The organism is Bacillus cereus group sp. N21 (genome assembly GCF_016483395.1).
GTDB lineage: Bacteria > Bacillota > Bacilli > Bacillales > Bacillaceae_G > Bacillus_A > Bacillus_A pseudomycoides.
Genome location: NZ_JAEHBX010000009.1, coordinates 45,754 through 72,612 on the forward strand (window position 1 = coordinate 45,754; position 26,859 = coordinate 72,612).

A 26,859-nucleotide genomic window follows, 5' to 3' on the forward strand; every position below is an offset into this window, starting at 1 on the left:
TTTTACTCTAGAAAAAGTCACTTTTCTTCTACGAGTTCCGTTAACTCATGATTAATTAATGTGCCAATATGCTCACCTAAGCATATTTTTTTCATAACTCCAGGTTCATCAAAATTAAAGATATGAGCTGGTAAATGGTAGTCGCGAGCAAGTAATAAGGCTGATTGATCCATCACCTTTATATTGTTTCGAACGACATCATTATAATTTAAATGACGATACATTTTTGCTGATTTATTTCGTTTTGGGTCACTTGTAAAAACACCGTCTACACCTTGTTTTGCAACTAAAATGGCATCGCTATTCATTTCGATTGCTCGCTGGACACTCGGGTAATCTGTCGTAACGAACGGTTGCCCATTCCCGCCGCCAAAGATAACGATATATCCTTTATCTAAATGATGAACAGCCCGTAAACGGATGTAGGGTTCTGCCACGGCTGTAAAGGGGATAGATGTCATAACGCGTACTTCTTTATCTGTCTTACTTGTTAATACACCGCGCAGCATGAGACTATTAATAATTGTACCTAATGTCCCTATATTGTCTGCTTCAACGCGATCAATCCCCCATTCTTCAGCTAAGTTTCCTCTGAAAATGTTTCCTCCACCAACGACAAGAGAAACTTCAATACCTAAATCGACGATGGATAAAATCTCCGTTGCGATATGTTCTAAACGTTTGGAACCGAAACTATTTCCATCTTGATCAGCTAAAGCACCACCACTTAATTTAATTAGAACACGTTTGTATGGTTTCATGGATTTTCCCTCCTATACATATGGCAATAAAAAAGGAGCAGAGGCGAATGCCTTTGCTCCTTTACGAGAAAATGAAATAGAAAAAGGAAGAGCTATAATGAGATTTTTTGTATGATTCTTCATAATATCAACTCCTTTTCATCTCATTTACGTTCAAATAAACTTACTTTTTAGATTATATAAAATAATTTGGTGTTTTATCAATGTTATTTTCATTTTTTTATCTTCAAAGGGTGTCAATGAATATTTAAAGAAAAAAATTCGAATTTTTTGTGACGAATCTGTAGTTTTTTGTCTGATTTTGTAGGTTCGCCTATATTATGTGAGTAAGCTTTTGTAAATACAAATTGAAAGCGTTCGCATGAAGGGATGAAAATATATGAAAAAATTCGGATTAGCAACACAGATTTTTGTTGCACTTGTTTTAGGGATTGTAGTAGGGGCAATCTTTTATGGCAATAAAACAGCAATTTCTTATATCACACCAATTGGGGATATATTTATCCATTTAATTAAAATGATTGTAGTACCGATCGTTATTTCAGCGCTGATTGTTGCAGTAGCTGGTGTAGGGGATATGAAAAAGCTCGGAAAATTAGGCGGTAAGACAATTCTCTATTTTGAAATTATCACAACAATCGCGATCTTAATGGGATTAATCGCAGCAAACGTGTTCCATCCAGGAACGGGTGTTGATATGAATAACTTACAGCAAAGTGATATTTCATCATATAAACAGACGGCTGATGCAACAGAGAAAAAAGGTTTTGCAGAAACGATTGTTCACATCGTACCAAAGAACGTATTTGAATCAATTGCACAAGGAGACTTATTACCGATTATTTTCTTCTCTGTGTTATTTGGTTTAGGAGTTGCAGCAATTGGGGAAAAAGGAAAACCGGTGTTTAATTTCTTTGAAGGTGTGCTCGAAGCGATGTTTTGGGTTACAAATCAGGTTATGAAGTTTGCGCCATTTGGTGTATTTGCACTGATTGCTGTTACGGTTGCAAAATTTGGTGTGGCAACACTACTTCCTTTAGGAAAATTAGTGCTAGCTGTGTATGTAACTGTTATACTATTTGTTATTGTTGTATTAGGTATTAATGCACGAATGGTAGGGATAAACATTTTTACATTAATGAAAGTTTTAAAAGAAGAACTTATTCTTTCGTTTACAACAGCAAGTTCAGAAGCTGTTTTACCTAATATAATGAGAAAAATGGAAGAGTTCGGTTGTCCGAAGGCAGTTGCTTCTTTCGTTATTCCAACAGGGTATACATTTAATTTAACTGGTTCGGCTATTTACCAAGCATTAGCAGCATTGTTCGTCGCTCAAATGTATGGAGTGCACATGCCATTAACGCAGCAGATTACATTGTTATTTGTTCTCATGCTGACGTCAAAAGGAATGGCAGGAGTTCCAGGTGCTTCATTTGTTGTTGTATTAGCAACATTAGGTTCAATGGGATTACCGTTAGAAGGTATCGCGTTAATTGCTGGTATCGACCGCATTTTAGATATGATTCGCTCATCTGTCAATGTATTAGGGAATGCATTAGCGGCCATCGTGATGTCGAAGTGGGAAGGCGAATTTGATCATGAGAAAGCGAAACAATATGTAGAAACAGTCAAACAAACAGAAGCAGCATAAGAAATAGATGAGGAGTGAGTAATAATGGCAACATTAACTGAAACTACAAAAAATGTACGAATTGAAAAAGATTTTTTAGGTGAAAAAGAAGTGCCAACGCATGCTTATTATGGAGTTCAAACGATGCGTGCTGTAGAAAACTTTCCAATTACAGGGTATAAAATCCATGAAGGTTTAATTAAAGCTTTGGCAATTGTAAAAAAAGCAGCCGCACTGGCGAACACTGATGTAGGAAGATTGGAACTGAAAAAAGGTGGCGCAATTGCCGAAGCAGCACAAGAGATTCTTGAAGGGAAATGGCATGATCATTTTATCGTGGATCCGATTCAAGGCGGAGCAGGAACTTCTATGAATATGAATGCGAATGAAGTCATTGCCAATCGTGCCCTTGAATTATTAGAAATGGAAAAGGGAGACTATCATTATATTAGTCCAAATAGCCACGTGAATATGGCACAATCAACAAATGATGCATTCCCAACAGCAATTCATATTGCGACATTAAATGCACTAGAAGTGTTACTACAAACAATGGGCTATATGCATGATGTATTCGAATTAAAAGCAGAGCAATTTGACCATGTGATTAAAATGGGGCGCACACATTTACAAGATGCTGTACCAATTCGTCTTGGACAAGAATTTAAAGCATATGCTCGTGTAATTGGGCGTGATATGAAACGAATTCAGCAATCCCGTCAACATTTATATGAAGTAAATATGGGAGCAACAGCAGTTGGTACAGGATTAAATGCGGATCCTGAGTATATTGAAGCGGTGGTAAAACATTTAGCTTCAATTAGTGAACTACCTCTTGTTGGAGCGGAAGATTTAGTAGATGCAACGCAAAATACAGATGCATATACGGAAGTATCAGCTGCACTGAAAGTATGTATGATGAATATGTCCAAAATCGCGAATGATTTACGCTTAATGGCATCTGGTCCACGTGTTGGACTTGCAGAAATTATGCTTCCAGCTCGTCAACCAGGTTCATCTATTATGCCAGGGAAAGTAAACCCTGTTATGCCAGAAGTGATTAATCAAATCGCGTTCCAAGTAATCGGTAATGATCATACGATTTGTCTTGCGTCAGAGGCGGGTCAATTAGAGCTAAACGTTATGGAGCCAGTACTTGTTTTCAACTTACTTCAATCGATTAGTATTATGAATAACGGTTTCCGTGCCTTTACAGATAATTGTCTAAAAGGAATTGAAGCAAATGAAGGGCACTTGAAAGAATATGTTGAGAAAAGTGTAGGAATTATTACGGCAGTGAATCCACATATTGGTTATGAAGCAGCGGCTCGCGTTGCTAAAGAAGCAATTGCGACAGGGCAATCTGTTAGGGAGCTTTGCTTAAAAAATGGTGTGCTGTCACAAGAAGAGTTAGATTTAATTTTAGATCCATATGAAATGACACATCCGGGGATTGCGGGAGCAACTCTTTTAAAGAAAAATTAAAAGAGGAGGGGACATTCCCCTCTTTTTTGTTTACAATATAGAAATGGCATATATAAATAAAGGTAGGGATGGTATGAGTAAATTTACAGTTACCTCTAATGGTGTATTAAAAACGAGATTAAGAGGAGTAGAAGTATTAGCTACACCACTTTTAAATAAAGGGGTTGCTTTTACAGAAGAAGAAAGAGAAGAACTAGGGCTAAAAGGGTTATTACCACCTGCGGTATTAACATTGGATGAACAAGCACGCCGTGCGTATGAACAGTTTTGTTCACAGCCAGACGATTTATTAAAAAACGTATATTTAACAGCACTCCATGATCGTAATGAAGTGTTATTTTATCGTTTACTTACAGATCATTTACGTGAGATGCTTCCAATTGTGTACACGCCAACTGTTGGTGTAGCCATTCAAAGATATAGTCATGAGTATCGTAAACCACGTGGAGTGTATTTATCCATAAATGATCCTTCTGGCATAGAAGAAGCGTTTTCTAACATTGGTGCAACAGCTGAAAATATTGATTTAGTTGTTGTAACAGATGGTGAAGGAATATTAGGAATTGGTGACTGGGGTGTTGGTGGTATTAATATTGCTATTGGGAAGTTAGCAGTTTATACAGCAGCAGTTGGAATCGATCCAAGTCGTGTATTACCTGTTATTTTAGATGTTGGTACGAACCGTGAGGATCTTTTAAGTAATCCGTTTTATATTGGAAACCGTCATCCTCGTATAACTGGCGAGGCCTATGATACATTTATCGATACATTTGTAAAAGCTGTATGTAACAAGTTTCCAAAAGCATTGTTGCACTGGGAAGACTTTAGCTCACGCAATGCACGTAAAATTTTAGACAAATATCGTGATCATGTATGTACATTTAATGATGATATTCAAGGAACTGGTGCAGTTTCACTTGCAGCTGTATTATCAGCAGTGAAAACTTCAGGTGTCCCACTTTGTGAACACCGAGTTGTTGTCTTTGGAGCTGGTACAGCTGGAATTGGAATCGCTGATCAAGTGCGAGATGCGATGGTTCGTGCTGGGCTATCAGAGAAAGAAGCAAACGAGCGCTTCTGGTGTATTGACCGTAATGGTTTACTTACAGATAATATGGAAGGTCTTCTTGATTTCCAACTCCCATATACACGTATGGAATCTGAAGTCAACGAATGGAAGCAAAGTGAAACGGTTGGGCTTGCAGAAGTTGTGAAACATGTACAACCAACAATTTTAATTGGTACATCAACAGTAGCTGGTGCATTTACAGAAGAAATTGTAAAAGAAATGGCTTCTCATGTAGAACGACCAATTATTTTACCAATGTCGAATCCAACACCGCTTGCAGAAGCAAAACCGGTAGATTTAATACATTGGACAGAAGGACGGGCACTTGTGGCAACTGGAAGCCCATTTGAGCCAGTTACATATGATGGTGTTACGTATGTAATCGGACAATCAAATAATGCGCTTATCTTCCCAGGTCTTGGTCTTGGAACAATTGTTGTTCGTGCGAGTGTAATGACAGATGGTATGTTTGCAGCAGCAGCAGAAGCAGTGGCAAGCATGGTAGATACAAGTCAACCAGGAGCACCTATTCTTCCGGAGGTAGAAGAACTACGTAACATCTCAGAGATAGTAGCAATTGAAGTAGCTAAAGCAGCAGTTGCTGAAGGGGTTACTCGTGAGGAATTCAGTGATAACGATATCAGAAAAGCTGTTAAAGAGGCAATGTGGCAACCTGAATATCGCCAAGTACAAGCAGCTAAACAGGTAACAATATAGAAATAAAGCCCGTTTATATTATAAGCGGGCTTTCCTTGTTCAATTTTTGAAAAATATATTTCATAAATAGGAAGTGGCATCTTTGAATTGGAATCAATTGTGGAAGAAAGATATGTCCCTTTTAATTATTTTAATATTAATTGTTCCAATTGCCGGAGAATTAAATTTTCATCCGTTTAATGATACCTTTCGTGTAAGTTTTGGGACGCCAATCTTTTTCTTTTTATTGTTATTTTTACGTAAAATACCAGCGGCAGTAGCCGGTGTATTCGTCGGGTTATCGGTGGTAGGAGTTCGGATTTGTCTTGATTGGATGCTACAAGGGTCTTTTCATATAACTGATTCTTTTTATTTGCGTTATCCAGTGTTCTTTTATTATTTTGTGTATGGAAGTCTTTTTTCATTATGTAGAGTGAATAAATTTCATCAGAAACCATTTATAATAGGGTTCCTTGGGATTACAATTGAGATTATAGCAAGTATGTCAGAACTTACTTTTTATCATGTTTTAGTGCTTGGTACAACAATTACGATTTCTGAAATAAATAAATTGATTATTATCGCTGTTTTTCGAAGCTTCTTTGCCCTTGGTTTCTTAAATATGATGAGTCTATATGAAACGAAATTAAAGGAAGCACAAGTCCGGAAAGAAAATGAAAAAATGTTAATGCATCTTTCTAACTTATATGTGGAATCTGTTCATTTAAAAAAGACACTTCAAAATGCAGAATTAATTACACAAGAAGCATATCAATTATATCGAAATTTACAAGCTAGTAATGATGCAGGTGGCATAGAAATACATAGTAAAAAAGTATTAAAAATTGCTGGGGAAGTACACGAAATAAAAAAAGACAATCAAAGAATTTTTGCGGGGTTATCAAAGCTTTTATTAGATAAAAATCTTTCTGAATACATAGAAGGTCATGAGTTGACAGAAATGATTGTCAGGATAAATGAGAAGTACGCCCAGCTATTAGGGAAAGAGATAACATTTTCTAAAAACATAGAAGGTGAGCATGAGGAATATCATGTTTATACTGTATTGTCGATATTAAATAATTTAGTTGCAAATGCTGTTGAAGCAATTGAGAACACTGGTACAATTATAATAAAGACATATAAACAAGAAAGAAATATAATGTTTGAAGTAATAGATGATGGTCCCGGTATTTCACCAAAATATAAAAAACTCGTATTTAAACCAGGTTTTACGTCGAAGTATGATCAAACAGGTACACCATCTACAGGAATTGGTCTTTCTTATATAAAAGAGATGGTTACAGAACTTGGGGGAGAAGTGAATCTGCAATGCAGGGAGAGCGGCAGAGGATGCAAGTTTATTGTCCGTTTACCAGAGTCTAGTTTAACGCGAGAGGGGGAATAGAGTGTTTTATTATATCGTAGATGATGATGAAGTATTCCGCTCTATGCTATCACAAATTATTGAAGATGGTGATCTTGGAGAAGTAGTGGGAGAAGCGGAAGATGGTGCTTTTGTTGAAGTAGATCAGTTGAATTTTAAAAAGGTAGATATTTTATTTATTGATTTATTAATGCCAATTCGCGATGGCATTGAAACAGTACGTCATATTGCACCGTCGTTTACAGGAAAAATAATTATGATTTCTCAAGTTGAGTCGAAACAATTAATTGGAGAAGCGTATTCTCTAGGTGTTGAATATTATATTACGAAACCATTAAATAAAATTGAGGTTGTATCTGTTGTGCGAAAAGTGATGGATCGTATTCGTCTGGAGCGATCTATACAAGATATTCAAAAATCACTGAATAACGTCTTTCAATGGGAACAACCGCAGGTGCGAAATGAACCGTTGCTAGAAGAGAAGAAGATAATGGACTCAGGTCGCTATTTATTATCAGAACTTGGTATTGCTGGAGAGAATGGAAGTAAAGATTTACTTAGTATGTTGGAATATTTATTGGGACAAGAAAAGGAAAAAACATTTGAATATGGTTTTCCAGCATTGAAAGATATTTTTCACTATATTACGGTCAAAAAATTAGGTGGTGCAGCCTCAGAAACGGAAATTGAAAAAGAAAGAAAAGCTTCAGAACAAAGGGTGCGCCGAGCGATTTATCAGTCATTAAATCATTTGGCCTCTCTTGGTTTAACTGATTTTTCAAACCCTAAATTTGAAAGCTACGCTCCGAAATTTTTTGATTTTACCATTGTTCGTAAACGTATGACAGAAATGACGAAGGAAGAACTAGCAACTTCCGGGCATACGAGAATTAATACGAAGAAGTTTATTCAAGTGTTGTATTTTGAGGCGAAAAGGTTGATGGAGGTAGAATAGAAAAGAGGATGCTTACAAATGAGCGTCCTTTTTTCTATGATTAAAATTTTGAATATTATCCATTTAATAGTAATAAAAGGGTGTAATTGAATATAAATTTATTTTGGTGTTTCTGTCTATTTAACAACACCTGGTGCGAAGTTAATTATTTGGATATTTGGCTTTTTTACGCTACTATATCTTGGATATGAAAGTATAAAAGATGCTTCTAAGCAGGTGGAGAGTAAAGGGAATGGAGAAAGAGAACAACCAATGAAATCATTTGCTTCAGGATTTTTAATTGCCATTTCTAATCCACTTAATATTATATTTTGGATTGGCATTTACGGAGCTGTCTTAACAAGTGCGATTAGTGCAGTAGGCAAAGAACAAGCGTTATTGTACAGCATTACAATATTTGTTGGGATTATGATTTGGGATTTATTTATGGCGACTTCTATTCATTTTGGAAGAAGATTTGTAAATAACCGTATGATGAAATGGATTTCTATTTTTGCGGGAATTGTTTTAGTTGGGTTTGGAATGTATTTTGGATATGAAGCAATTAAAGGGGTTGGGGATCTCATATAAGAGAAGGATAGCCAAGGAAGAAAATAATTATGCCTTAGCTATCCTTTTAAAAATATAATTAGAGTATGTCTTTTTTGGAATGGCAAAAGCCACCTTTTCTATTATTTATTTTATCATTCGTATCTTCCACTTTTCCAGGTGAATGCACTTTTTGTATTTTAGAGTGATCCACATATTCATCTGAAAACTCCATAGCATATTTATCACGATGATGTATGTTAGATGCCGGACGTAAATCTTCATCTTCATGTAAAACCATTCTTTTCATGTAAATATGAAAAAATATTTATTCAGCTATAAATCAGAATAATCTTTAGTTAGATGGGTTAATCATAAAAAAGAATTCCATATTTCTTCGAATATATTTGAATGTTTTCCCAAAGGGGGATTAACTTTGAGCACAGTAGAAAATGCACTATCCATTTTTGCTTTAGGTGGAGTAAATGAAATAGGAAAAAATATGTATGCCATACAATATTCAAATGATATTGTGGTAATTGATTGCGGTTCTAAGTTTCCAGATGAAAGTTTATTAGGAATTGATCTGATTATCCCGGATACTACATACTTGCAAGAAAATAAGGATAAAATTCGCGGTTTAGTTGTTACACATGGACACGAAGATCATATTGGCGGTATCCCGTATCTATTAAAACAATTGAATGTACCAATTTATGCAACAAAATTAACAATCGGTTTAATTGGAATTAAATTAAAAGAACATGGGCTTCAAAATTTAACGCAATTATTTGTTATTGATTCTGAAGCGGTTATTAAATTTGGTTCAATAAGCTTGACGTTTTTTAAAACGAATCACAGTATTCCTGACTGCCTTGGTATTGCTTTTTATACACCAGAAGGTACTGTAGTACATACAGGCGACTTCAAATTTGATTTGACTCCTGTAAATAATCAATACCCAGATATTCATAAAATGGCTAAAATCGGAAGTGGTGGCGTTTTAGCTCTGCTCTCTGAAAGTACGAATGCAGAACGCCCTGGATTTACTCCATCAGAACGATCTGTAGGTGAGCGCATTGAAGAAGAGTTCATCAAAGCTCGTAGAAAAGTCATTGTTTCTACATTTGCTTCTAATGTTAATCGCGTACAGCAAGTGGTAGATGCGGCTATAAAAACGAATAGAAAGCTTGCTTTGCTTGGGAGGAGTATGGTTAATGTAGTGTCTGTTGCTTTAGAACAAGGTTATTTGAATATTCCTGAGGGAATGTTAATAGAAGCAAATGAGATCAATCAAATGGACCCAGAAAGGGTAGCTATTCTTTGTACTGGAAGTCAAGGTGAACCTATGGCTGCTTTATCCCGTTTAGCCAGTGGAAACTATCGACAGGTAGATATCCTATCTGAAGATACTGTCATTTTAGCCGCAACTCCTATCCCAGGAAATGAACGTAATGTTTCACGTATTATAGATAATTTATTTTTATTGGGAGCCAATGTTATTTATGGATCGGGCAGTTCAACGGGAATGCATGTTTCTGGACATGCCTATCAAGAAGAATTAAAATTAATGCTTACTTTAATGAAACCTAAATATTTCATTCCTATTCATGGTGAATTTAGAATGTTACATCATCATAGTCTATTAGCAGAGTCCGTTGGTGTTAAGAAAGAGGATATTTATGTTATTAGTAATGGTGATGTTGTTGATATAAAGAATCAAGTCGCTTGGAAATCCAGACGAATACCTGCAGGAAATATATACGTAGATGGATTGGGTATTGGAGATGTTGGAAACGCAATCTTACGCGATCGTAAACAGCTTTCTGAAGATGGTATGCTTGTTATAGTTATCACACTTAGTAAAACAGAAGGGAAAATTATTTCTGGTCCGGATATGATTTCTCGTGGATTTGTATATGTTCGTGATTCGGAAGACTTTTTGCAGAGGATTAACCAATTGGTTGTAACAACCATTAACAATTTACAAAAAGAAAATGTTAGTCAATGGAATGTTCTTAAAAAAGAAATAAAAGAAGTACTTGGACAGTTTGTATACTCACATACAAAAAGAAAACCAATGATTCTTCCTATAATAATTGAAGTTTAAACGGACTGTTTTAAGTAATTGCTGTTTGATATTACTGTGTATACATGTAAAATGTTGTATAAGAGTAGATAAAAAACATTAGAAATGTTTGTATTCTAATGTTTTTTTTATATAACGTTAAGAAAGATAAATTTTTTATTTTTAGGGAAGGGTCAAAATAATGAGCTTTACATTAAATAAAACAATAATTAAACGATTATGTGGAGAAATCTCATATAAAAAGGGTGAGGCCTATTATAAGACAGACAAGGTTGATATTACTAATTACGATACTCAGAGAAATATTTGTGAGGCAACAGTGAAGGGGAACGGAGATTTCTATGTCAAGATAGAAACCGCTCATAATGGTGGTATTGTTGGGGAATGCAGTTGTCCTTCACTTGCTTCTTTTCATACATATTGTCAACATATTGCAGCTGCATTACTATATATAAATAATTTTCAACGAAGTGGACAATCGTTAGAAGTTAATTCAAAAAAAGATCCCATGAACTCTAAAGATGCTCAACTAGCGAGTGGTATGTTGGATTTATTTGATGAAAAGCCACTGCGACCTAAAAGTAAGCAACACCGATTTGATACACGAAAAATACTTGATGTGGAATTCTTTTGTATTCCAGTATCTTCTAAAAACGGGGGGGCGCTGTTTGGTATTCAGGTAAAGTTAGAGAAGTTATACACTGTATATAAGCTTAGAGAGTTTCTTAATAGAGTGGAACAAAGAGAGCCTTTCATATGTTCAAATAATTTTACTTACACGTCAGATGCTTATAGTTTTCAGCCAGAAACGGATGCTGTTATTCAACAACTGATTCAAATTTACCGAAATGAAAAAATGTATGTAGAATCGTTGCAAATAAACGCTGAACAAGATGAAAGTATGATTTTAATTCCACCTGCGTCCTGGGATTATATGCTTTCACTGCTTTCCGCTACTTCATTTGTAACGGTTGAGCATGATGGAAAATCATTTCATGGTGTACATGTCTCAAAAGGATTATTACCTATAAATTTTGAGTTCAATAAAGGTGTAAATGGGGGATATATACTTGAGATTAGTGGGTTACAACAAGTTCAAGTAATGGATACATATAGTTATGCTCTTTTTGGAGGGAAGCTATATCGTTTAAACGTGGAGGATTGTAATCGGCTTATTGAATTAAAGAGAATGATGAATCGTTCTAGAAGTAATCAATTTCATATTTCAATTGAGAAAATGGAACATTTCGTAGCGAAAGTAGTACCAGGTTTAATGAAGCTTGGTAACGTTCGGATTGATGAGGTTGTATCGGAACGCATTGAAAAAACACTTCTCAAAGCCAAATTGTTTTTAGATCGAGTCAAGGATCGGTTACTGGCAGGACTAGAATTCCAATATGGAAATGTTGTTATCAATCCGTTAGAAGAGGATGGACAACCTTCAGTTTTCAATCGGGAGGAGAAAAAAGAACAAGAAATTTTAGAAATTATGAATGAGAGTGCCTTCGCGAAAACAGAAGGCGGTTATTTTATGCATAATGAGGAAGCGGAATATAATTTTTTATATCACGTTGTTCCGAATTTGAAAGGTTTACTGGAGATTTATGCGACTACAGCTATTAAGTTGCGCATTCATAGAGGAAACAGTGCACCTCTCATAAGGGTAAGGCGGAAAGAGCGAATTGATTGGTTATCATTCAGTTTTGATATAAAAGGAATTCCGGAAGCTGAGATTAAAGGTGTATTAGCAGCACTTGAGGAGAAACGTAAATATTATCGATTAGCGAACGGTTCCTTGCTATCCCTAGAGAGCGAGGAGTTTAATGAGATTAACCAGTTTATAAAGGAATCGGGTATTCGCAAAGAAATTCTAAAAGGAGAAGAAGTGAATGTACCGCTCGTGCGCAGTGTAAAATGGATGAGTTCACTTCAAGAAGGAAATGTTTTGAGTGTAGATCAATCTGTTCAAGAGTTGGTAGAAAACATTCAAAGCCCTAAAAATCTAAAGTTTACTGTACCAGATAGCTTAGCTACAGTCCTTAGGGAATATCAAAAATATGGATTTGAATGGATGAAGACACTCGCATATTATCGTTTTGGTGGCATATTAGCAGATGATATGGGACTTGGTAAAACGCTGCAAAGCATTACTTTTATCGCTTCTATTTTGCCTGAAATTCGAGAGAAGAAGCTACCTGTATTAGTCGTATCGCCGTCTTCTTTAGTTTATAATTGGCTAAGTGAATTAAAGAAATTTGCTCCAGATATTCGAGCTATTATTGTGGATGGAAATCAAACAGAACGCCGAAATATTTTAAAATATGCTACAAAGTTTGACGTTATTATTACGTCGTATCCTTTGTTACGAAGAGATGTAAAGTTATATGCACAGCCATTCCATACGTTATTTCTTGATGAAGCACAAGCATTTAAAAATCATACGACGCAAACTGCAAAAGCAGTGAAAGCGATTCAAGCAGAGTATCGTTTTGCACTGACTGGAACTCCTGTAGAGAATTCATTAGAGGAACTTTGGTCTATTTTCTATGTAGTATTCCCGGAATTGCTTCCAGGAAGAAAAGAGTTTGGAGACTTGAGGCGTGAAAACATTGCAAAACGGGTGAAGCCGTTCGTGTTACGTCGTTTAAAAGAAGAAGTCTTGCAAGAATTACCAGAGAAAATAGAGCACTTACAATCATCTGAACTACTACCAGATCAAAAAAAGCTTTATGCAGCTTATTTAGCAAAGTTGAGAGAAGAAACATTAAAGCATTTAAACAAAGATACATTGCGTAAAAACAAAATTAGAATTTTGGCTGGTTTGACGAGACTTCGGCAGATTTGTTGTCACCCAGGTTTGTTTGTCGATGACTATAGGGGGAGTTCAGCTAAATTTGAACAGCTTCTAGAAATTGTGGAGGAGTGCAGAAGTACAGGGAAGAGAATTCTTATATTTTCACAGTTCACGAAGATGCTTTCCATCATTGGACGGGAGTTAAACCGTCAAGCTGTCCCGTATTTTTATTTAGATGGGAATACTCCGGCGTTTGAACGTGTAGAGTTATGCAATCGGTTTAACGAAGGAGAGGGGGATTTGTTCCTTATTTCTTTAAGGGCTGGTGGTACTGGTCTCAATTTAACAGGAGCGGATACCGTTATATTGTACGATTTATGGTGGAACCCTGCAGTCGAACAGCAAGCGGCAGACCGTGCTTATCGAATGGGACAAAAGAATACTGTACAAGTGATCAAATTAGTAGCGCATGGCACGATTGAAGAAAAAATGAATGAGTTGCAAGAGAGCAAGAAGAATTTAATTGCAGAAGTGATTGAGCCAGGTCAGGAGAAGCTATCTTCGATTACGGAGGAAGAAATTAGAGAGATTCTTATGATTTAACATCGTAAATATTAGAGGGTTTTAAGGAAATAAAAGCTATTCTTTCGTAAATGCCAAAGAATAGCTTTTTTCATTATGAACGTAATAATTACATTCTTTTTCGAGCAAAGTAAGTGGATCATATATTTTTGTTAACTATTTTTTGTACCTTTACTTTTATAAGGTTTCGCATTTTTCTTTTTCTTAGCGCTAGATTGCCAGCGGTTCCAGCCTTTACTTCCTGTTCCTTGACCTGTCCCCTTCTTAGCTTTAGCTTTCGTTTTACTCATATAATCACTCCGTTATTATTATAGAAAATCTACTTTGATAGTAGTCAATGTCTTTGAAATATAATCTCGATCCATGACTATGTTTGTTCCTAACAGTTGCTGATCAGAACAAACAACTGAATGCTCTAGTATATCATAAAATGGGAAGTAATTTGATGCATTATGAAATCATTATCGAAATTTGTATAGATTTATTCGAATTGTAGAATGTTATTACATATGATAAAAATTATAAAGAAAATGAAATTTATGAGAAATACAATGGATTCTGTTTTTCGGACAATTACACTACTTGTCATATACATGATGGTTACGTTGAGTAAATTATTTTTTGGATTGAAGCCACAAAAGAAGCGATAAATTTTATCCCGCTATTCGTGAAAGGTAAGATTCACACCTCAAAATTCAGCAAAAGCAAAGGAGATAGGTGGGGGATGAAGCCCCCACCGCTAATTAAAGTTTTACTTTATAAAGATGTTTTATTTACAACAATCAATAAAGCCGTAAAATAAAGAATTGAAAAATATTTTCAAACTTTTTGTTGACTTTCTTGTTTTTTTGTATAGAATAATCATTAATAAAATGTTTCAGAGATGTGACAACAAAACGACTATGAAAGGATGAGTAGTAGTAGGATGTAGTCAAAGCGAGTCAGGGGTGGTGTGAGCCTGATACGAAGCCTGTTATGAAGAACCTCCTGGAGTCGCTAACCGAAATCCTTTAGAGGAAAGTAGACTTAGCCGGAAACTTCGCCGTTACAAGAAGAACAGTATCGAGATTTCTCTAATCTCCGTACTGAATAAGTGAGCAACCTCTGTTGCTAATTTGGGTGGTACCGCGGAACCAAAGCCTTTCGTCCCAGTTTTTTGGGAAAGAAGGGCTTTTTTTGTTGGCTTCTTTCCACTACATCCAAACATTTTAGGAGGAAACCAACATGTATCAATCATTAATGACAGTAAGAGAGACACAAATCGCAATTAAGGAAGTTAAAACATTTTTTGAGGATCAATTAGCAAAACGTCTTGGACTATTCCGCGTATCTGCACCATTATTCGTAACGAAAAAATCAGGTTTAAACGATCACCTAAACGGTGTAGAACGTCCAATTGAATTTGATATGCTTCACTCAGGAGAAGAATTAGAAATTGTTCATTCACTAGCGAAATGGAAACGATTTGCACTACATGAATATGGTTACGAAGCTGGTGAAGGTTTATATACAAACATGAACGCGATTCGCCGTGATGAGGAACTTGATGCAACGCATTCCATTTACGTTGACCAATGGGATTGGGAAAAAATTGTTCGAAAAGAATGGCGTACAGTGGATTACTTACAAGAAACAGTACGTACAATTTATGGAATATTCAAAGATTTAGAAGATCATTTGTTTGAAAAATATCCGTTCCTTGGGAAGTATTTACCGGAAGATATCGTATTTATCACATCTCAAGAATTAGAAGATAAATATCCAGAGTTAACGCCGAAAGATCGTGAGCACGCGATTGCGAAAGAGCATGGTGCAGTCTTTATTATCGGAATTGGCGATGCACTTCGCTCTGGTGAAAAGCATGATGGACGCGCATCTGACTATGACGATTGGAAATTAAACGGAGATATTTTATTCTGGCATCCAGTACTGCAATCTTCATTTGAATTATCATCAATGGGAATTCGCGTTGATAGTAAATCACTTGATGAACAGTTAACGAAGAAAGGCGAAGATTTCAAACGTGATTACGATTTCCATAAAGGAATTTTAGAAGACGTGCTCCCGCTTACAATTGGTGGTGGCATTGGACAATCAAGAATGTGCATGTACTTCTTACGTAAAGCGCATATCGGTGAGGTTCAAACTTCTGTATGGCCTGATGAAATGCGTGAAGCGTGTAAGAAGGAAAACATTCACTTGTTTTAATAAAGAATGCATCGAATTATTTTTTGAACGGGGACTGTTGATTCATAAGTTTACCAAACATGATTTAAATTAGCTCTATCTTTTCATTAGTTTTGAGGTATGAAACTCTTCAAAAAACATCCGAAATATCAAGAGATATCTTTTTCTGTGGTATATAAAGCAGAAAAAAGAGACACATGATATTTTTGGATGTTTTTTATGTTTCGTAAATTGGAATGCTGTACATTATCAAAAAAATAAAAACTAATTGTGTGATAGACTGGAATTTGAAATAACATGTATGTAGTAGTTCGGCTATTAGGATACAGGTTACGCATTTAATTTATATATGTCTCTGACAGAATGTTTATTGGATAACCAAAAGGGGGAGAAAAGTATGTTACATAGTTTACATGCAATAGAAGAAGTACGAAATGGAAACATGTATACGAAAGAAGCGAATATATGGTTAGGATTTTTATTGGAAGAATATGGAGTGGTGAGTGTAGAAAGGAATTACCGAAGTATATTAGAGTATGTGGAACGGACGCTAAGGCATTTAGAAAAAATGAATGCTTCATACGGTATTCGTGCTCGTGTAGAAACTGTATTATGCTGGAGTGAAGTATCGAAGTGTGGTTCTGTAACGCAGCGCAAGAAGTGGAAGGATTTAGGGGTATCGTTTTTAGCACATAACGAAGATTCAGCTTATATTTATAGACGCTATTTTCCATATGATGATGTAACGTTTACACTTATTCGTATGCATGGATTAATAGGGCAAGTATTACGAGGAGAAGTATCCATGACTTCTCATGACGAACTGGTAAGATTATGGCAGCGAGGTGTGATTCAAAAAGATGAACTGCGTGAAGTGCTTCGTGTTTTAAATGAATGTATTATTACCGGGGTATCTGATAAGTTATGGATAAGAGTGAAGGAAGAGGTATATGAACGTATTGAACAAATACTTTGCGGAGAATTGATTGAATATAGTGTAAAGCAGCGAATTCGGCGGTTACGTACGAATGCTTCACCTAACGATACATATTTTGTTCAAGAGTATGATTCAATTATGAATGATAGGTTAGAAGAAATGTTTACAGTTTTATTTGATTATGACCTTTGGTATGTAGAAGCAGCATTAACTCATTTTAGTTTTGAAGAATTCGTGAAAGTATTTGCATTAGCCTACCAACATATTACTCAGAAGAATATAGATCATATCAGTTTCCAGCCTCTTATGGACGCATTGTATTATGAGAGAGAGGGAGATAAATACTTAAATATTTATACGAAACGAGCAATTGAAAAAGTATTGCGAAGTGTATCAATAGTAGAATTGCTAAATATGAGTCGAATTCCTCAATCAGAAATGTATCCTGAATTAAAGGAAACTGAAAACGTATTAACAATTGGTTTTGGAACAAGTGAGGTTGGAAAAACACTCATCGAATTTTGTTTAGCCTGTAAAAAAGAAAATAATGCTCATTATGAACAAGCTGTCATGATGTTATGTGAAATATTTGGCTTACGCCGGGATGTGTTTGATCGATTGGAAAATGAGGAAGAATATCTTTCGCATATGAATGGAAGTGTAGATGATAAAGTTGTGGTTCTTCCATATGTAGTAGGAGATACAATAGTAGAAATTGGTCCCGGTGGGGGCGTAATGATGAATAAATTTAAAGAGGTTTATCCGAATAAATCGGTTATTGGAATAGATTTATCACGAAATGTAATTGAGAAGTTAACAAGTGATAAATACGAAAAAGGCTACAACTGGGAAGTTACACTAGGCGATGCTTTACATCTTGCAGATACATTCCATCCGGAAAGTATTTCTACAGTTCATTGTGGTTCAGTAAATCATGAGATTTTTTCTTACGGAGAAACAGATGGTAAGAAATTTAATGTTGCGACAATGGAACGTCTAGTGAGAAGTGTATTTCGAGTATTGACTCCTGAAGGACGTTGGATTATTCGTGATGGAGTAAAGACAGAAAGTAAAGAATGGTGTGAATTACATTTTCATGATGAAACTGCTATGCCTTTCTTAAAAAATTATCAACGTGATTTTCAAGGGCGACAAATTAAGGTGAATATATTAGATGTGGATCGAGTAAGAATGCCAGTTAATGATGCAATGGAATTTTTATATACGTATACGTGGGGAGAAGAAGCGTATCCACATGAGGTGCAAGAACAATTTGGTGTATTCACACTTCAAGAATATATTGATTTTGTAGAGAGTGTTGTAGGTTCAGAGAATGTAAAAGTAATTGAGGCCAAGCAGTACCTTCTAGAAGGTTATATAGAACATTTATCGCAAAAGGTTACATTGTATGATGAACATGGTGAACAAATAGCATTGCCGAATAGTACATGTTTGATTGTGTTTGAGAAAAGATAAAAGAGACGGAATCATGTTTTTTACTTAAAAGATAGAAGATGGGGCTAGCAAAATTCGATTTCGCTGCCTCGTTCCAGAAAAGATTCTGAAACGGATTTACATATAATCTGTTTCGGAATCTTTTTTTATGAGCATGTATAAATTGAGCTTTAGAAATTATGTTTACTAGTTTTATATTTTAAACTAATTTTTCCTAGATTTTACTTAGATTTTACTTTCACCACCTACAATGAAAATAAGAAAACGTAAGTGATAAAAATTTACACTTGTTTCATAAAGTGAGGAGGTAACGTGATGGAATTAATAATTGACCACGTAACAAAAAAATATGGTGAGAAAATAGCATTGAATGATTGTAGTTTACATTTAAAACCAGGAGTATTAGGACTTTTAGGCCCGAACGGTGCGGGGAAGTCTACACTTATGCGTATGTTAGCAACAATTGAACAACCGACGAATGGTAGTGTGATATGGGATGGGGAAAATATTCAAAAGAAACCGAAGTTGTTACGTTCACAACTCGGATATTTACCGCAAGACTTTGGTGTATATCCAAATATGAACGCAATCGAGTTTTTAGAGTATATAGCAGCGACGAAAGGTTTATCAATGAGTTCTTCTAAAAAGCGGATCAATGAATTGCTTGAAGCGCTGAACTTAATGAATGACCGGAAACGACTATTAGGTAGCTATTCAGGTGGAATGCGGCAAAGAGTTGGAATTGCACAGGCGCTATTAAATGATCCGAAATTATTGATTGTAGATGAGCCGACAGTAGGATTGGACCCTGAAGAACGAATTCGGTTTAGAAATTTATTATCTAGTCTTTCTTCTAATAGAATCGTTATTTTATCGACACATATTGTAACGGATATTGAATCGATTGCGAGTGATATAGCTTTATTATCAAAAGGGAATGTATTAGCCCATATGCGTCCTGAACAACTATTAAAGCATGTGGAGGGGAAAGTATGGGTATGGGTTATACCAGCTTCTGAGTTACATCATGTTCAAAAGAAATATATAGTAAGCAGCGCGATTCACCGGAGTGATGGAATTCATGCACGCATCGTTTCCAGCAATGCGCCTAGTGCTAAAGCACATATAATCGCAGCCTCTCTTGAGGATGCTTACTTATATTATGTTTCTTCGAAAGAAGGGCATAAAATTGAACAATGTATATAATCTATTTTATTTCATTAAAAACAATTTAATTAGACAAATGAGAAGTTATCCATTTCTAATTGTAATTGGATTAACGATTTTTTTGGGGTATGCTTGTGTGCCAGCAGCTTCAGCAGGCTATGAAATATTTTATCTTGGTGGAGTTAGAGGAATATATAATTCAAATTGGCTTGGTGGTATGGGAGCAATGACTTCTACTTTATTTATTTGGTTGCTTGGTTTTTATATGTTAAGAAGTCAAATTTCAGACGATCAACAGTTAGGAGTAGGGCAATTGATTGCAGCTTCACCTATAAGTAAATTTCAATATATTTTCAGTAAAACGATTTCTAATTTTATTGTTTTAGTGGTCATTGAGACGGTATTTATCATTGCTTTTATGGTAATGCAATTTATACGTGGGGAAGACCTTTCGTTTCAATTAGGTGGTTATTTATATCCACTCTTTTATATTGTATTTCCTTCATTATTGCTTCTAGCGGCATTCACAACTTTTTTTGATGTGTTTCCTGGCCTAAAAGGTGTAGTAGGCAATATTGTGTTCTTTTTCTTGTGGGTGTTATTAGCGATTATGTCGTTTGAAATGTCAAATCGTTATTTAGATGTATTTGGTTTAGGAATCATTCGTTCTGATATGATACATGATGCAATGAGAGAATATGAATTTTTAAGAGGAACAAATGGTGGAGGATTCGGGTATAACCCGGTAGAGGGAAAGATTAAAACATTTCACTGGGATGGATTGACTTGGGATGCAGAAATACTTGTAACAAGTTTGGTTTGGATTGGAATGGCGATGTTACTAATTTGGCTAACGTCCCTTGTGTTTAATAGATTTCTTACATTTACCAAAGTAAAGGAAAAGGTAAGAGAGGTTGAAGGGAATAAGAAAACAATCGCTGTGAATGAACAAAATCATAACTCTTTTATATTGACTTCTATAACGAAAACAAAGAGCATTAGTATGTTTCGTTTAATTAAAGCGGAGCTATCGATTATGTTAAAAGGGTTTACGATTTGGTGGTATGTAATTGCGATTGGGCTTATAGCATTTGGATTGATATGTCCGGTAGATATATCAAAAGGATGGCTACCTATTATTATAATTTGGCCAATTGCAATTTGGTCACAGATGATGACGAGAGAAAAATACTATGGTACGGATCAAATTATTATTTCGAGTTGTTCCCCATTGTATAAGTTTTTTGCAACATGGATTTCAGGTGTTATCGTGGGTCTCATTATCTCCAGTGGTCTTATCATTCAATTTATATTAATTGAAGATATTTCATTCTTGTTTTCTTGGCTTAGCGGTATAGTGTTCATTCCAACGATAGCGTTAGTATTTGGAGTGTGGAGCCGAACGCATAAATTGTTTGAAGTCATGTATATACTTTTATGGTATTTAGGGCCAGTGAATCATCTTCCATATGTAGACTTCTTAGGAATATCAACATCATACGCTATTTTGTATATAGGGTTATCTATCTTATTGCTAAGTATTGCATTAATTGGACAGTTACAGCAAATGGGAAGGCTACGGCTAATATTCAAGTAAGTAGTCAAGAGGGGTGATGTAATGAAGGGTATCAAAGAGAAAGTATATTTATTTTCATCTATAAGTCTAATGACTTTAAGTATAGTAGCTTGTGGTACAAAAGAGAGTGAAGCGCCAGTCTCTAAACAGTTCGCCGTGAAAAATATAAATGAGATTTATATAAAAACAGTAGGAGAAAATATTAAACTCCATTCTACAACAGAAACAGATATTAAAGTTGATATAGGAGAGATAAAAGATGTAAAAGTGAAAGAGAATGGGGAGAAATTAGAAGTTATTACAGAACACTCTGCATCCATTGTAAATTTAAAAACAGCTACTGTGCATATATACCTTCCTGAAAAAACATATGAAAAAATAGATGTTAAAACAGAGTCAGGTGAGGTAATAGGTGAAAATATAGCATCTGAACAATTGAATTTGTATAGCGATTCAAGTGATATGACAATAAAAGAGTATAAAGGAAACAATATAAAAGGAGTTTCCAAATCAGGAGGGATTACGTTACAGGGAGTGGAAGGAAGCTTCGATATTCAAAACGATACGGGAGAGGTGAATGTATCCGCTGTTTCAAATTTAAAAAATGAAAGTAAAATAAAAACCGAATCATCTCATATAAATATAAACTTTAAGAGAGAGCCAAAAAATCTAGAGGTTGACTTGTCAACGCGTGCGGGCCAAATAAAAAATGAATTTTCACTTTCAACTGGTGAAAAAGGAAACAATCATAAGGTAAAAGGTCGTATAGGAACTGGAAAAGGGAATGATACAAAGTTAACGGTGCAGTCTATGACAGGAACGATTGAGTTAAAACGTAATGAGAGTGTGAAACAGCTTTAAAAAATAAAGTTCGATTATGAAAGATACATTCTGAATGGATACTCTCGCTCTACTTAGAATATGTTTGTACAGTATAAATCTCTTTATAGGTGTGTTTATTTAAACTTTTTAAATTATTCTAGATTGTTCTTCATCGGTGCACTGTATACTCTCTTTTTCTTGACAGGAATATCATATAGTATTAATATACCGGGGAGTATATTAATACTATATACATGGTAAAAACGTCTAATGAAAAGGAGTACAGGGTGTCATGCGAAGGAAAAAAGAATTAACAAATTCGAATTCGAAACGACAGTTATCGAACATTTTAGCCCAAACGGTTAAAACCGGAATTATTAAATCGAATTTGGTCCCCATGTTTGCTGGGTTAACATTGGCTTTATATAAATATAAGATTAGCCCGTTTGAGAAAATTCCAGTGATTATATTTGCTTTCATCGGTTCTATTTTAATCATAGGTGCAGCAGGGGCTTTTAATAATCTGTATGATCGTGATATTGATTCGATTATGGAGAGAACCAAAAAGAGACCAACTGTAACCGGAGAAATAAGCCCTAAGGCTGTATTGTGGCTTGGAATATTGATGACAATCTCCGGGTTAGTATTTCTTGCACTAACCACATATTTAGCAGCCTTATTAGGGTTTTTAGGCTTATTTTTGTATGTTGTACCGTATACAATGTGGAGTAAGAGAAGAACAATTTACAACACAGAAATTGGAAGTGTTTCAGGGGCAATGCCGCCACTCATTGGCTGGGCTGCTATTTATCCGGATATAATGCATCCGGCTATTATTGGGCTTTTTATCATAATGGTTATTTGGCAAATGCCTCATTTTTACGCCATAGCTATTCGCAAACATGATGAGTATAAGGCTGCAAAGGTTCCGATGCTTCCAGTAGTCAAAGGTGTTAAAAGAACATATATACAAACGAATATCTATTTAATTGTTTTAATTGGAATAAGTGTTCTTTTAGGATCTTTAAGCATTGGTCTTATGCTAGTAGCGCTTCTTTTAAGTATTTTATGGCTTGTTTTAAGCATTTATGGTTATAAAAAGATGGATTCAGAGAAATGGGCAAAATCATTGTTTATTTTTTCTCTTTTCCATATGACGATTTTATTTTCAACGATCATTATCTATTCCCTTATAGGTGTCTTTTTTGGAAGATGAATATAGGTAACGAATGAAAAGTTTTAGAACGATTTAATTTGTAAAGAATAAAAAAACCAATTTCTCGTGTATTAGAATGAGAGATTGGTTTTTTAGCGTGTGAATAAATTTTACTTACGTTTGTGCTACTAAATTGAACGAAAGTAATCGTCACTTTAATAAAACTATATTTTTGTCGATAATAAGTACTATAGAGTTGGAAGGGTAATATGAATCGTTGTTCCTTTTTCTATTTCACTGTTTACTTGAATGGTTCCACCATGTGCCGTTAAAATTTTTTGGGCGATAGCCATTCCTAAACCAGTTCCTTCATTTGAAACGTTTGTAGTTGTACCTCGGTAGTACTGTTTAAATAGATTTTGAACTGTCATTTCATCCATACCGACGCCAGTATCTTCTATTATAATATGTACAGTGTCCTCTAATAGAATCGAGGTATGGATCTTTGTTTCTACAGGGTTATGTAAAACGGCGTTCATAAATAAATTTTGCAAAGAGCGATGTAGTAATTTTGTATCAATAGGAATAATAATGTTCGTTTTGTCTGCGTGAAAGCTAAAATGATAGTGTTCAGATCGTGGATCATTTGTCATATCAGCTATCATTCTTCTTGTAAATTCAATGATATTTATTTCTTCTTTTTTTAGCGGGATTTGTGAATCATGAAGGCGGAACGAGAGGTTTAAGTCTTCAATTAACTCCTTCATATGGTCCCCTTTTTGTTGAATCTCTTGCAGAAACTTCTCTTTTTCTTCCTCACTCCATTCATGGTCGGGTGATAACATAAGTGCACTGTATCCTGTAATATAAGTGAGAGGTGTCTTTAAATCATGAGAGATTCCTGCCATCCATTCGCGTTTCATTTTCTCAAGTTGTTCTCGTTCATTCTCTATTTCTCGTAATCTATTTGTTAAATGTTCTATATTTAGAAAGACGTCTTTATATAAGCGATAAGGGCCTTTTAATTTTCCTGTTTTTTATTGTACATTTGTTTCGTACTTTCTGGAGTTACATAAGAGCCTTCTGCTAGATGGTTAATCCATGAAATTATTCGAAATAAAGGTTTCCCGATATGCCATCCATATAAAATAGCGCCTAAAATAAGAGTACATACAAAGAGGCAAAAAACGATAAGAGCTTCCGTGTCTTTGTTCTCTTTGCTTATTCCGATAAGAGGTAGTATGCCTTCCATGAAGATGGCCATGAAAATCCCCATAAAAAAAGTACCGATAAATAAACTACGAATAAAATGAAAGCCTAGTCGGAAACCAATTTTCATTTTTGTTGCTCCTTAGTATGCGGGATAAATTTATAGCCAATTCCTCTCAAATTAACAATGTATGTAGGGGATTTAGGATCTTCTTCTATTTTTTTACGTAATTTAGAAATATGCATGACTACTGTTTTATCATCACCCATAGAAGTAAGTCCCCACACTTGTTCATATAATTGCTCAGCTGTAAAAATCCGATTTGGATGTGTGCATAAGAAAGTAAGTAATTCTAGTTCTTTAGCAGTGCAATGTACAGATTTTCCGTTTACTGTTATCAGTCCCTCGCTTGGATATAGAGAAAAGGATTCAAAATGTAAGTTTGAATGTTCTGCTTGGCGGTTATTTAGCAGCATACTTTGTCTGCGTAATTGTACGTTAATTCGAGCAGCTACTTCTAAAGGGTTAAATGGTTTTGTTATGTAATCATCCCCACCAATTCCGAGGCCTGTTAATTTATCTAAGTCACTAGAGCGCGCTGTCACAAATAGAATAGGGGTATTTGTATAGTTTCGTATTTGTCTACATAATTCGAAGCCGTCTATATCTGGTAGCATAACATCGAGTAAGATAATATCGAATGGATGATTTTTAACTAAGTTTAACGTCTCACTTCCGTTTAGAGCGGTTGTTACATGAATGAAATTTTCTTTCTTTAAGGTTAGTACCAACATATCTAATATACCTTGCTCGTCATCTACTAAAAGAATATTTTCTGTTCTCATTATGTATCCGTCTTTACATGTTTTTTGTCTCATTAAAATGATTTGGAAAATATTTCACATGTAATAGTGTAACATAATACGATTTTGATAGATAAAAAAATAACAACAAAGAAATATTCCTTGTTGTTATTTTTGAAAATGAAATTAATTCATTTGTACCATCGGTTCAATTTTTGCCATAAAAGATTGATGAAGAGCTTCTACACCATCTACTAAATGTAGACGATCAATGACAACAGATACTTTAATTTCAGATGTACTTACCATTTTAATATGAATATTTTCGTCTTTTAATGTAGAGAACATGTCAGCGGCAACACCTGGATTGGATACCATGCCAGATCCAACAATTGATACTTTTACTAGATGATTTTCATATTCTACAGATTCATAGTGAAGTGCTTCTTGATTTTGTTCTAATACTTCTAATGTTTCTCTTAAGTCACCCGAATGAATAGAGAAGGATAGATGTACAGTACCTTCATTTGTAATACTTTGAATAATAATATCAACATTAATGTGAGCGGTAGCCAACGTAGAGAAAACAGTTGAAAGTGCTCCTTGTTCTAATCCTTTAATTGTTACGCGTGTAATATTATCTTCAAATGCAATACCTTTTACGATTGATTGTTGTTCCATGTTACATTCTCCCCTTACAATTGTTCCGTTTTCTTGTTCCATACTTGAACGAACTTCTAAAACTACGTTATGATTTTTCGCGAATTCAACAGCACGTGGATGCAGTACACCAGCACCAAGATTTGCGAGCTCTAACATTTCATCATAAGAAATTTCATCTAATTTATATGAGTCTTTTACAACGCGTGGATCAGTCGTGTATACACCTGTTACGTCTGTGTAAATATCACATTTTTTCGCTTTCAGCGCAGCTGCTAATGCAACAGCAGTTGTATCAGAACCACCGCGGCCTAGTGTGGTAATTTCGTTCTCTTTACTTAGTCCTTGGAAGCCAGCAACGATTACAATTGTTCCTTCTTGTAAAAGGGATTGAATGCGTTCAGTATTAATATCAGAGATTCTTGCACTTCCATGTACAGATTCAGTCGTAATACCAGCTTGCCACCCAGTTAGTGAAATAGCGTCGTATCCTTTTGCTTGCAGCGCCATTGTTAATAAAGAAATGGTAACTTGTTCGCCAGTTGTTAAAAGCATGTCCATTTCACGTTTACTCGGATTTTCGGTAATAGCAGTAGCAAGTGCGACAAGCTCATCTGTGCTTTTTCCCATTGCAGATACAACTGTAACAACACCGTTCCCTCGTTCATATTCTTCAATAATTAAATTTGCTACATGTTGAATGCGCTGAATACTTCCGACAGAAGTACCACCGAATTTTTGAACAATCGTTTCCATTACAAATTCCTTCTTTCATCCATTTTTATTAATTAATCAGGAAAGGTGTAAAAAACATATAAGAGAGATGTATAAGTCCCTAAATATTCCTGTAGTTACCGGAAAGAAAAACAAAAAAACACCATCTCAAATAGGTGAGGATGGTGCTGTTACA

General features: G+C 35.2%; 19 protein-coding genes, 2 pseudogenes and 1 other annotated feature. Of the genes and pseudogenes, 14 read left to right on the forward strand and 7 right to left on the reverse strand.

Going from position 1 to position 26,859, the window contains the following annotated elements; all coding sequences use genetic code 11:
* Window positions 1-17: 17 nt before the first annotated feature.
* Window positions 18-761: a UMP kinase gene (gene pyrH, locus JDS96_RS07520; RefSeq protein ID WP_003196676.1), complete on the reverse strand. Its 744-nt coding sequence runs from the start codon at window positions 759-761 to the stop codon at window positions 18-20.
* Between the two features lie 379 nt (window positions 762-1,140).
* Here pyrH and JDS96_RS07525 point away from each other — a divergent pair, with 379 nt between their 5' ends.
* The 6 genes and pseudogenes from JDS96_RS07525 to JDS96_RS07550 form a co-directional block, all read left to right on the forward strand.
* The gene (locus JDS96_RS07525) at window positions 1,141-2,412 is read left to right on the forward strand and encodes a cation:dicarboxylate symporter family transporter (RefSeq protein WP_003196680.1); all 1,272 of its coding nucleotides are present in this window, start codon (window positions 1,141-1,143) and stop codon (window positions 2,410-2,412) included.
* 24 nt (window positions 2,413-2,436) lie between these two features.
* Window positions 2,437-3,876 (forward strand): aspartate ammonia-lyase, encoded by a 1,440-nt coding sequence (gene aspA / locus JDS96_RS07530; RefSeq protein ID WP_003196682.1) that lies wholly within the window; start codon window positions 2,437-2,439, stop codon window positions 3,874-3,876.
* 52 nt (window positions 3,877-3,928) lie between these two features.
* On the forward strand, window positions 3,929-5,662 hold the full coding sequence (malS, locus tag JDS96_RS07535; RefSeq protein WP_199666547.1) for an oxaloacetate-decarboxylating malate dehydrogenase: 1,734 nt from the start codon (window positions 3,929-3,931) through the stop codon (window positions 5,660-5,662).
* 73 nt (window positions 5,663-5,735) lie between these two features.
* On the forward strand, window positions 5,736-7,049 hold the full coding sequence (locus JDS96_RS07540; RefSeq protein ID WP_199666503.1) for an ATP-binding protein: 1,314 nt from the start codon (window positions 5,736-5,738) through the stop codon (window positions 7,047-7,049).
* A gap of 1 nt (window position 7,050) precedes the next feature.
* Entirely contained in the window at window positions 7,051-7,983 is a 933-nt protein-coding gene (locus JDS96_RS07545) for a response regulator (RefSeq protein WP_199666504.1), read from the forward strand.
* 96 nt (window positions 7,984-8,079) lie between these two features.
* Window positions 8,080-8,553 (forward strand): annotated as a pseudogene (locus tag JDS96_RS07550) (LysE family transporter); the annotation flags it as partial.
* 58 nt (window positions 8,554-8,611) lie between these two features.
* Here JDS96_RS07550 and JDS96_RS07555 read toward each other — a convergent pair.
* A pseudogene (locus JDS96_RS07555) lies at window positions 8,612-8,839 on the reverse strand (hypothetical protein); the annotation flags it as partial.
* Between the two features lie 108 nt (window positions 8,840-8,947).
* On the opposite strand from JDS96_RS07555, the gene JDS96_RS07560 reads away from it, so the two are divergent.
* Both JDS96_RS07560 and JDS96_RS07565 read left to right on the forward strand, forming a co-directional pair.
* Window positions 8,948-10,621, forward strand: coding sequence for a ribonuclease J (locus tag JDS96_RS07560; protein ID WP_199666506.1), 1,674 nt, complete (start codon window positions 8,948-8,950; stop codon window positions 10,619-10,621).
* A 160-nt stretch (window positions 10,622-10,781) separates the two neighbouring features.
* On the forward strand, window positions 10,782-13,997 hold the full coding sequence (locus JDS96_RS07565; RefSeq protein ID WP_199666507.1) for a DEAD/DEAH box helicase: 3,216 nt from the start codon (window positions 10,782-10,784) through the stop codon (window positions 13,995-13,997).
* A 131-nt stretch (window positions 13,998-14,128) separates the two neighbouring features.
* Here the strand turns inward: JDS96_RS07565 and JDS96_RS07570 are convergent, their stop codons facing one another.
* Complete coding sequence (locus JDS96_RS07570; protein ID WP_003196698.1) at window positions 14,129-14,266, reverse strand: DUF3934 family protein; 138 nt, start codon at window positions 14,264-14,266, stop codon at window positions 14,129-14,131.
* Window positions 14,267-14,869: 603 nt separating this feature from the next.
* Window positions 14,870-15,130 (forward strand) — a binding site (T-box leader).
* Between the two features lie 70 nt (window positions 15,131-15,200).
* Here JDS96_RS07570 and asnA point away from each other — a divergent pair.
* The 6 genes from asnA (at window position 15,201) to cyoE (ending at window position 23,336) form a co-directional block, all read left to right on the forward strand.
* Window positions 15,201-16,184 (forward strand): aspartate--ammonia ligase, encoded by a 984-nt coding sequence (gene asnA / locus JDS96_RS07575; protein WP_006094420.1) that lies wholly within the window; start codon window positions 15,201-15,203, stop codon window positions 16,182-16,184.
* 376 nt (window positions 16,185-16,560) lie between these two features.
* The gene (locus JDS96_RS07580; RefSeq protein ID WP_199666508.1) at window positions 16,561-18,576 is read left to right on the forward strand and encodes a class I SAM-dependent methyltransferase; all 2,016 of its coding nucleotides are present in this window, start codon (window positions 16,561-16,563) and stop codon (window positions 18,574-18,576) included.
* A gap of 294 nt (window positions 18,577-18,870) precedes the next feature.
* Window positions 18,871-19,761, forward strand: a complete 891-nt coding sequence (locus JDS96_RS07585; protein WP_199666509.1) for an ABC transporter ATP-binding protein — start codon at window positions 18,871-18,873, stop codon at window positions 19,759-19,761.
* Between the two features lie 37 nt (window positions 19,762-19,798).
* A complete protein-coding gene (locus JDS96_RS07590) occupies window positions 19,799-21,319 on the forward strand; it encodes a hypothetical protein (protein ID WP_199666548.1) in 1,521 nt (506 codons plus the stop codon).
* 21 nt (window positions 21,320-21,340) lie between these two features.
* On the forward strand, window positions 21,341-22,159 hold the full coding sequence (locus JDS96_RS07595) for a DUF4097 family beta strand repeat-containing protein (RefSeq protein WP_199666510.1): 819 nt from the start codon (window positions 21,341-21,343) through the stop codon (window positions 22,157-22,159).
* 253 nt (window positions 22,160-22,412) lie between these two features.
* Window positions 22,413-23,336 (forward strand): heme o synthase, encoded by a 924-nt coding sequence (gene cyoE, locus JDS96_RS07600; RefSeq protein WP_199666511.1) that lies wholly within the window; start codon window positions 22,413-22,415, stop codon window positions 23,334-23,336.
* Between the two features lie 188 nt (window positions 23,337-23,524).
* On the opposite strand, the gene JDS96_RS31925 is transcribed toward cyoE, so the two are convergent.
* The 4 genes from JDS96_RS31925 to JDS96_RS07615 all read right to left on the reverse strand — a co-directional run bounded on the left by JDS96_RS31925 (window position 23,525) and on the right by JDS96_RS07615 (window position 26,705).
* On the reverse strand, window positions 23,525-24,199 hold the full coding sequence (locus JDS96_RS31925; RefSeq protein ID WP_242479873.1) for a sensor histidine kinase: 675 nt from the start codon (window positions 24,197-24,199) through the stop codon (window positions 23,525-23,527).
* Between the two features lie 98 nt (window positions 24,200-24,297).
* Window positions 24,298-24,615, reverse strand: coding sequence for a hypothetical protein (locus JDS96_RS31930; protein ID WP_242479874.1), 318 nt, complete (start codon window positions 24,613-24,615; stop codon window positions 24,298-24,300).
* Window positions 24,612-25,331, reverse strand: coding sequence for a response regulator transcription factor (locus tag JDS96_RS07610; RefSeq protein WP_098124819.1), 720 nt, complete (start codon window positions 25,329-25,331; stop codon window positions 24,612-24,614). The genes JDS96_RS31930 and JDS96_RS07610 overlap by 4 nt, the downstream gene beginning before the upstream one ends.
* 144 nt (window positions 25,332-25,475) lie before the next feature.
* Entirely contained in the window at window positions 25,476-26,705 is a 1,230-nt protein-coding gene (locus JDS96_RS07615) for an aspartate kinase (protein WP_199666512.1), read from the reverse strand.
* Window positions 26,706-26,859: the final 154 nt, after the last annotated feature.